A 6,000-nucleotide genomic window follows, 5' to 3' on the forward strand; every position below is an offset into this window, starting at 1 on the left:
GCCTTATGTCCATTACCTCGCACGTAATTGCGAGGCTTACGTCTTGCTGCAAGTCTTCGTCATCAACCGAAACGGAGAATGACATGACGGGGATATGGAAAAACTGGATGACGGTCTGGGCCTGGGGTGTTGTCGCCTTTGGCGTCCTGCTGGCGGCAGGGGCCTTCCCGGGCCTCGACGGGCCCGCCCGCAACCTGCTGACCCTCTTTGGTAACCTGCCAGCGGGAGGGGCCATTCTCGACGAGCGCGCCATGCGTTTCGCGGTTGGGCTGATGGGCGCTGTCACCATCGGCTGGGGCCTGACGATTGTCTTCCTGCTGCCGGTCATCTTTGCGGCGGGAGCCAAGGGCTGGCGCGCAATGACGCTGGCGCTGATGGTCTGGTACGTGATCGACAGTTTCATATCGATCTCGACCGGCTTTGCGGCGAACGCCGTGTCCAACACGGCGCTCGCCATTGCCTATTTCATCCCGGTGCTGGCTTCAGGCGCTTTGCGCACGTCCTGAGGCCCATGCGCCAGCCTACTCGGCCGCGACCAGACCACTGGCGCGGCCCATGACGTGGAAGATTTCGTTCTGCTCCATGACGCCGGAAACGAGTTCCGAGCCGGGGCCGGTGGCGAAGATCGCCACGTCGTCGCCGCCATGGGTTTCAGAACCCATGAACACCAGCGAGGGCTGCTGGAAGTCGGGATCGGTCGTGTCGACATCGGAGAGGTCTTCGCGCGTGCAGTCCGGCTCGCCTTCAACCATGCGGCAGGCGGTCATGCCGCTGGCATAGGAGAGCGTCGTGTAGGGCTTGCCGTCCTGCGCCATCATGTGGTCGTCGTCGAGCCCAGTCGCGACCTTGCCGAGGATCGGGTTGCCGCGCTGGGGATAGCCGGAAATCGTCATTGTGTGGCTGTGGTCGGCGGTGACGATGATCAGCGTGTCGTCATTGCTGGTCATGTCCATTGCAGCCTTGATGGCCTGGTCGAACTCATCGGTCTCGTCGAGCGCGCGGGCGGCATTCACGCCGTGGTGGGCATGGTCGATGCGGCCGCCTTCGACCATCAGGACAAAGCCGTCCGGATCCTGCGACAGACGGGTGATGGCGGCCTTGGTGAGATCAACCAGCGAAGGCTCGCCGGCCGTATCCTTGGCGCGGTCCATTTCGAACTGCATGTGCGAGCGTTCGAACAGGCCGAGGACTTTCACATCCGAGGTAAAGTCGGTGGCATCGAAATCTGCCTGGTCGGTGATGTAGACATGGTCGGGCCCCTTGGCGACCCATTCGGCGGTCAGGTCGCGGCCATCCTTGCGGCTGCCGGTCTTGCCTTCATTTTCAGGATCGGCTTCGGCCTCGGTCAGGAAGGCGGAGCGTCCGCCGCCCATGGCGACTTCAAAACCGTCGCCTTCCGGCCATTCGATCAGCTGGCGGGCGATATCCTTGCAGTCTCCCGCATCGCCGCCCTTGAGGTCCGCGTCGGATTCCCAGTCGCGGTTCGGGGTTTCCGAATAGGTCGAGCCGGGCGTTGCATGCGTGATGCGGGCGGTGGAGACGATGCCGGTCGCGAGGCCTTCGCGTTCGGCAAGATCGAAGATGGAATCGGTGCCGTTGCCTTGTGCCAGCGCGCAATTGTTGCGGGTGGCTTCCTTGAGGACGCCAAGCGTGCCGGAATTGACTTTCACACCAGCGGTCATGGCCGTCGCGGTCGAGGCGCTGTCGGCCACCTGATAGTCATGGCTGTAGGTTTTCGACAGGGCCATGTGCGGCAGGGTTTCCATGGTCAGCGAATAGGACTCGCCGTCCAGGCCGCGCTTCTGGCCGGCATAGATGCGGGCGGCGGTGACGGTGGGAATGCTCATGCCGTCGCCGATGAAGAGGATCACGTTTTTCGCGGGCTTCACGCCTTGCGCGTCAATGCGCTTCTGCACGGCGGCAGCGGCGGAGACATAATAGGAATCGCCTGCCTGTTCCGGCACGAGGCCCGGGCGAAGCGGGGCAGGGGGCGCAGCGGTTTCGGTGGCGGCCACCAGTGCGTCAGGCGCTTCGGCAGACGGCGGCGTGGTGCAGGAGGTGGCGGCGAGCGCGAGGCCCGTCATGAGGGCGGCGATGGAAGTGCGCATGTCTTTGGTTCCCCGATCAGATACGATGGGGCAGTGATAGACGAGTTTTGTGGCAGTTTCGATGCAGTCGCCGCGATTTAGTCGATCGGGACCGGTTTTCCGCGCTGCGACAACCACACCGCCACCAGAATGGCTACGGCGCCGCCGGCTTGCAGGGCCGTCAGCGGCTCATCGAACAGCACCCATGAGATGGCCGCCGCGACAACGGGCTGCACGACCACGAGCACGCCAGCGATGGCGGCAGGCGTGCGGCCAAGCCCGGCAATGATCAGGCCTTGTCCCATGATCTGCACCACGACAGCCAGGAAGAGCGGCACGCCGAAGCCATTGAGCGTGGCGGGCAGGCGGGGTTCACCTGATAACAGCAGGATCAGCCCGCCGACACAGACTTCCACAATGGTCAGCCAGAAGATGGTCTCGATGCCGCCAAGGCGCCGCCGGGCAAGTTTCGAACAGAGCATGTAGCCCGAGACGAGCAGCGCGGCGCCGAGCGCCAGCAGGTCGCCGCGTATGTCGCCCTTGCCGCCGACCTCGCCGCCCAGCGAGAGGGCCGCAGCGCCCGCAACAGCGAGCAGGATTGCCACGAACCAGATATTGGTCGGGCGCTCCTTCAGGAACAGCCAGGCGACGAAGCCGACGGACACGTTGCCGAGGTTCACGATGAATGTCGCGTTCGACACGGTGGTCAGCGTCAGGCCCCAGTGCCAGAGAGCAATGTCGAGCGTGAAGAAGGTGCCGGCGAGCAGCACGAACCGGTTTGGCGGGCGCGGCGCCCGGCGCTCGATCAGGAAGACGAGACCCAGCAAAAGCGGCGCGGCAAAGGCATAGCGCCAGAAGGCGATGCCCTGCGGCCCCAGTTCGCCCAGTCCCAGCCGGAGACCGATGGGTGCAAACCCAATGCATATGCCGCCGGTCAGGACCATGAGCGGTCCGATCCAGTGACGTGTCAGGGGTGTAGAGTGTGTTTCCAGGGAGGTCATGCGGCGCTGGTCATGGCCCGGATATCGTCTGGTGTCATCCCTTCTTCGCGGTAGGCCGACAATCCCTTGTCGCCGGCGCGCTTGGAGAGCTTTTTGCCGTCCGGGCCAAGCACCAGCGGATGGAAGCGGTAGAGCGGCGTCGGCCAGTCCATCAGCGCCTGCAACAGGACATGCACGCTGGTCATGGCGCGTATGTCTTCGCCGCGAATGACGTGGGTGACGCCCTGCAGCGCATCATCGTGGCAGCAGGCGACATGGTAGCTGGCGGGCGTGTCCTTGCGGGCGAGGACGACATCGCCGAACGCTTGCGGGTCAGCCCGGACCGTTCTTGGACCGTTCGCGGTCTCTTCCATGTACGAGAGTGTGCCGTAGCGTGCCCCGAGTGCGTCCCTTGCCCGGGCAAGCGACAGCCGCCAGGCAAAGGCATGGCCCCGGCTCAGGTACTCGGCTTCCTCTGACGGCGAAAACGGCTTGCCGACATAGCCGGCTTCGTCCGGGTCGACGCCTGCGGGCAGGGCGGCGGCGATCTCGCGCCTTGTCTTGAAGCAGCGATAGATCAGGCCGCGTTGATTGAGGCTGTCGATGACCTTCCCATAGTCGTCGAAATGGTCCGACTGGCGCCTCACAGGGCCGGACCAGTCGAGGCCCAGCCATTCCAGGTCGGCGAGAATGGAGGCCTCGTATTCCGGGCGGCAGCGGGTTTGGTCGATATCCTCAAGGCGCAGCAGCACGCGTCCGCCAGCTGCGCGGGCCGCATCGCAGACATGGAAGGCCGAGGCCGCGTGGCCGAGATGCAGGTGCCCCGTGGGGGACGGCGCGAAACGGGTGACAAATTCTGACACGTGCCCTCCCATTGATGCCGCATGGCGATGCTAGCGCGGGATCGCCCAGTCTAACAGTGATTACCTGTTGCCACAGAAGGGCAAGGCTCGTATCGCCTTGGCGTTAACGAGGTCAATTGCCATGCTGGAAACAGGCTGGTTCACGGCAGCTGAAGACTGGGTCGAGACGCATGCGCTCAGTGCCCATGAGTTCGCGACGTTCGGGTTCGCGATGGCTGTGCTCCTGTGCCTTGTGCTGATTTTCCTCCTGTTCTCGGGCCTTCGCGCGCTTGTAACGCGCATGCGCAATGCAGCCGGTGCACGGGCTTTCCGCCGCAGCAAGGAGCCGGGGTATCGCATCCTTCTGGCGCGGCCGACCGGGCCGGGGGCCGGCCGGACGCGCAAATGGCTGACCGCGGCCATCCAGGACCATCTCGCCGAGTTCAATTTCGGCGCACCGTTCCGCGTTGTCAGCACAGGCCAGATCACGGGCGGTTCCGACCAGAAGATTCTGGCTGAGGCCCGCAAGCGCCTTGCGACGGCGGATGCCGACATGCTGGTTTGGGCAAGCCGTATCGGCAAGGGAGCGGATGGGCTGGTCGTTCAGGGCCTGTCGCGCGGCGGCGGCCTGCGTGCAGACGAAGCGCGGGCCTTCAGCATTCCGCTGCCCGGCCGCTTTGACGCGCTGGACGGCGAGATGCCGCGGGTCGCGGCCTACCTGCTGGCCAAGAAGCTGCAGCCGGCGCTGGCCAATCCGCAGGCCTTCAGGCCTGAAAAGATGAAGCTGCTCGCCGAAGCGCTGGACGGGATGATGGCGGGGGCAGGGGGCGTAGCGCCTGTTGTGCGGAGCGAGCTTGAGGCCGACTTCTGTGCATCCGGTGTTCACGTCGCTGAGGCCATGGGCGACCTGGCCGCGCTCGACCGGGTGATCACCATGCGGCGCAGGCATCTCGAAGCGGTCGATACGACGTCCGACTCAGCGCTTGTCCTGCAGGCCCGGATGGATCTTGGGCGGGCCCTGCTCGCCCGCGCAGAGAAACAGTTCGACCAGAAGACGGTTCAGGAGGCGATCGCCCAACTGTCGCTGGTGGTTGAGGCCTTGAGAGGCGATCCGGCCATCCAGAAAGCACAGACCGCCTCAGACGCCATGTTCAAGGCGCAGACCATGATCGAGACGCGCAAGCGCTTCTCGATGAATTTCGGCTCCTAGACGCTCAGTCCGATCGGGCAGGACACACCCGTGCCGCCAATGCCGCAATAGCCAGCCGGGTTCTTGGCGAGGTATTGCTGGTGATAGTCCTCTGCATAGTAGAACTTATCGATCGGCTTGATCTCTGTCGTAATGCCCGCGCTGTGGCCGGAACGGGCCAGCGCGCCCTGATAGGCCTCGACCATCTGATGGGCTGTGTCTTCCTGCGCATCGCTGGTCGTGTAGATGGCCGACCGGTATTGCGTGCCGACATCCCCGCCCTGGCGCATGCCCTGGGTCGGGTCGTGGCTTTCGAGGAAAAGTTTCACCAGCTCACCATAGGTGACCTTTGACGGGTCGAACACGACGCGCACGACTTCCGTATGGCCGGTACGTCCGCTGCAGACTTCCTCATAGGTCGGGTTCGGGGTCGGGCCACCGGCATAACCGGCCGCGGTCATCCAGACGCCATCCTGTTGCCAGAACTTGCGCTCCGCGCCCCAGAAACAGCCGAGTCCGAATATGGCGACCTCGAATCCGGCAGGCGTTTCGTCCTGAAGCTGGCGGTGAAAGACGAAATGCTCGGCAGCTGTAGGAATCGCAGCGCTGCGGCCGGGAAGGGCGCTTGCGGCATCCGGAATGGTGGCGGGTTTGGTTGAGAACAACATGGTGCGGTCTCCTTTGCTGACAGGAATATGGGGCTGCGCGCCGCGAACGGCAATCACGGTCTTGCGAGCGGCCATGCGTTCCGCTATGGCCCTGTGCTTCGCGAAGGCGATGGTGAGGTGGCCGAGTGGTCGAAGGCGCACGCCTGGAAAGTGTGTAGGCTAGCAATAGTCTCCAGGGTTCGAATCCCTGTCTCACCGCCAGCCCGGCTTATGTCCGACCCGGACACATAGGTA

The 6,000-nt window shown here is 64.2% G+C and carries 6 protein-coding genes and 1 tRNA gene; 3 read left to right on the plus strand and 4 right to left on the minus strand.

Annotated elements, in window-relative coordinates:
- The first annotated feature begins 83 nt into the window (after positions 1-83).
- A complete protein-coding gene (locus HY30_RS05920; protein WP_155839263.1) occupies positions 84-506 on the plus strand; it encodes a hypothetical protein in 423 nt (140 codons plus the stop codon).
- A 15-nt stretch (positions 507-521) separates the two neighbouring features.
- Here HY30_RS05920 and HY30_RS05925 read toward each other — a convergent pair whose 3' ends face one another.
- The 3 genes from HY30_RS05925 to gluQRS all read right to left on the minus strand — a co-directional run bounded on the left by HY30_RS05925 (position 522) and on the right by gluQRS (position 3,930).
- A complete protein-coding gene (locus tag HY30_RS05925; RefSeq protein WP_034738118.1) occupies positions 522-2,108 on the minus strand; it encodes an alkaline phosphatase family protein in 1,587 nt (528 codons plus the stop codon).
- A gap of 77 nt (positions 2,109-2,185) precedes the next feature.
- Positions 2,186-3,088, minus strand: a complete 903-nt coding sequence (locus HY30_RS05930) for a DMT family transporter (RefSeq protein WP_034738119.1) — start codon at positions 3,086-3,088, stop codon at positions 2,186-2,188.
- Positions 3,085-3,930, minus strand: coding sequence for a tRNA glutamyl-Q(34) synthetase GluQRS (gene gluQRS, locus HY30_RS05935; protein WP_206741420.1), 846 nt, complete (start codon positions 3,928-3,930; stop codon positions 3,085-3,087). Before gluQRS ends, HY30_RS05930 begins: the two co-directional genes overlap by 4 nt.
- 121 nt (positions 3,931-4,051) lie before the next feature.
- Here gluQRS and HY30_RS05940 point away from each other — a divergent pair, with 121 nt between their 5' ends.
- Positions 4,052-5,119: a hypothetical protein gene (locus tag HY30_RS05940; protein WP_034738123.1), complete on the plus strand. Its 1,068-nt coding sequence runs from the start codon at positions 4,052-4,054 to the stop codon at positions 5,117-5,119.
- Here the strand turns inward: HY30_RS05940 and msrA are convergent.
- Positions 5,116-5,766 (minus strand): peptide-methionine (S)-S-oxide reductase MsrA, encoded by a 651-nt coding sequence (msrA, locus tag HY30_RS05945; protein WP_034738155.1) that lies wholly within the window; start codon positions 5,764-5,766, stop codon positions 5,116-5,118. The two genes, HY30_RS05940 and msrA, sit on opposite strands and share 4 nt — an antisense overlap.
- 111 nt (positions 5,767-5,877) lie before the next feature.
- Here msrA and HY30_RS05950 point away from each other — a divergent pair.
- A tRNA-Ser gene (locus HY30_RS05950) sits at positions 5,878-5,967 on the plus strand.
- The last annotated feature ends 33 nt before the right edge of the window (positions 5,968-6,000 follow it).

Source organism: Hyphomonas chukchiensis, from assembly GCF_000682695.1.
GTDB lineage: Bacteria > Pseudomonadota > Alphaproteobacteria > Caulobacterales > Hyphomonadaceae > Hyphomonas > Hyphomonas chukchiensis.